The organism is Citrobacter cronae (genome assembly GCF_016893685.1).
Lineage (GTDB): Bacteria > Pseudomonadota > Gammaproteobacteria > Enterobacterales > Enterobacteriaceae > Citrobacter > Citrobacter werkmanii.
In genome coordinates this window covers 4,179,286-4,181,281 of sequence record NZ_CP069763.1, presented here as the reverse complement: position 1 = coordinate 4,181,281, position 1,996 = coordinate 4,179,286, and the positions used below count along the sequence as shown (strand labels likewise).

At 55.1% G+C, this 1,996-nt stretch carries 2 protein-coding genes; both read right to left on the bottom strand.

Annotation, left to right across the window (positions count from 1 at the left end; translation table 11 throughout):
* Positions 1–1,085: RecT family recombinase (locus tag JSN25_RS18130; protein WP_204525213.1), on the bottom strand; the 1,085-nt coding region annotated here is incomplete at its 3' end.
* Positions 1,086–1,096: 11 nt separating this feature from the next.
* Positions 1,097–1,996, bottom strand: a 900-nt coding sequence (locus tag JSN25_RS22255) for a PD-(D/E)XK nuclease-like domain-containing protein (protein ID WP_233638424.1), incomplete at its 5' end; no start/stop codon positions are given.

The window sequence follows — 1,996 nt, the reverse complement described above, 5'->3', positions numbered from 1 at the left end:
TAGCCCACGTATTCCGGTTTCATATCTGCCAGGGTGATGCTGAACTGGTCGTGCAGCTCGTCGCCCAGGTGACGTTTTGCCGCTGCCAGCACTCGCTCGACTTCCCCGAAACGCGCTGCTGCATCCGGTTCGCCCGGAGACGGCAGGGAGTTGATTGCGGCCTCAACCTTGTTACGTGAATCAACCAGGTAATAGCGTTTCACTGCTTTGTTCTTCAGTTCGGTGAACAGGGCTGAACCCAGCGTGGCCTTCGCACTTTCGATATCAGCGCGTAGTGCTTTGGCGCTATCAACATCCTGTGCGGCATCTATACGCTCGCGGAAATCATCAGCCAGTGAGTCGATATTTATTGACGATTCCTGCGCGCCCTGCGTGGTTGTGACGGTGTCACCTGAAATATCAGACAGACTAACGTGTTGCACTGGAGTAAGGTTAACTTCTCGCTCTTCACGGCGATCATCCAGTTCATCGGGGGTATACACGCCGAGAATTACATCCGGGCAGAACAGTCTTGCCCAGCGTTTCACGGCGAGATAAGCGAGCTGCTGGCGAGGGTCGTCAGCCCAAAGCGTTGAATTACGAGTCCTGGCCTGTGCCAGTAGCAGGTCAAGTTCCCTCGGTTGATCTTCACCTTTCAGCGTTGCGCGGATGATGATGCCAATGCCCGTTTCGTCAGCAAGGGTCCAGCCAGGAACACGGTATTCTCCTTTGTCGCCTTTACGAATCTGGAATTTCCCGACTACTTTTTCCCATGGTCCGTACCACTCGTATTCAAAGCGGTTTGCCAGCACGCCGCTGCGTGAAATAACGGCATTTACCAGTTGCGCCTCGTATCCGAGAACGCCGTTAATCAGGTGCGTTTTCTGTGCTACGGCAAAGGGATTCATCTGCCATTGTGCCGCCTGCATCGCTACTGCCATGCAGTCAGCCTGATTTCCCTGCAGGTGTCTGGGGACTGTCGCGGCACCCTGCGCCATAATTTGAGCAAATGCGCTGATGGCGTTCAGATACTGGGAATCAAACAGGGCCACGTTGGAGTTAATTACGGCGTTCTGGTCAGCTATAGTTACATTAGTGTTTTGCATCTTCATTCCCCTTATGCCTGAGTACGCAGCGATTCAAGGCGGCGCAGGTCGAAGTCGTTCAGTTCGTCGGTGTAATCAGCGGTGATCGGTGCTGGCCACTCGCCAGTGTCAAAGCCGGTAGCGATAGCGCGCATCGTCTTGCGGTACTCGAGCATACCCAGTTCCAGCAGTTCGGCTGATGCCTCGATGATGGCGATCCAGTGGTAGTTCTCGTCTTTGTTGACGAAAATCCAGAAGAACTGGTCCAGTGCGGCGGTCTCGCAATACATAGCCGCGCTCAGGTGGTAGTCACGGTCGATGATTTCCCGGTGCAGTTTGGCGCGCAGGCCTTCCTGCTTAACGTTCCACATGCTGATGGTTTTCAGGTCGGCACCGATGCGCACGCCGTCCAGGTCGATTTCCAGATCCGGGCGCACACGAACTTCGAGTCCGGTTTCATCGTCAAATCCAAAGTAGCTCACCTCAACGGCGCGGCTCGGGTGTGTCAGCAACTTGCCCGCGGTCGGGTGCTCGAGCAGGGCTTTCTGAATGCTCAGTGCAGTGCTCAGTTGCTGGCGGGTGACCAGCACTTTCCCATGTGGATTCTCGCGCCACGCATCCAACAACTCGTCGGCGAAGACGGCTTCCGGATTAACAGACTTCACGGCCTGAATCAGATCTGCTTTGGTACCGGACACTTTCAGCGGCGCCAGTTTCTGTGCTTCCTGTGCAACCTGGTCAGGATTGATGATTGCCAACTGCTCGAGTAACGCATCACGGCTACCACTGGTTTTCACCTGTGCAGGCAAAGTGGCGTTGTATTCCTTGATGCAGGATTTCATCGCCGCTGCGGTCTGCTTCTGGCCGTTTTCGATACGCTGGTACTCTTCGGGTAGCGACATATAGCTCTGGCCTGTTTCTTCCAGCGAACC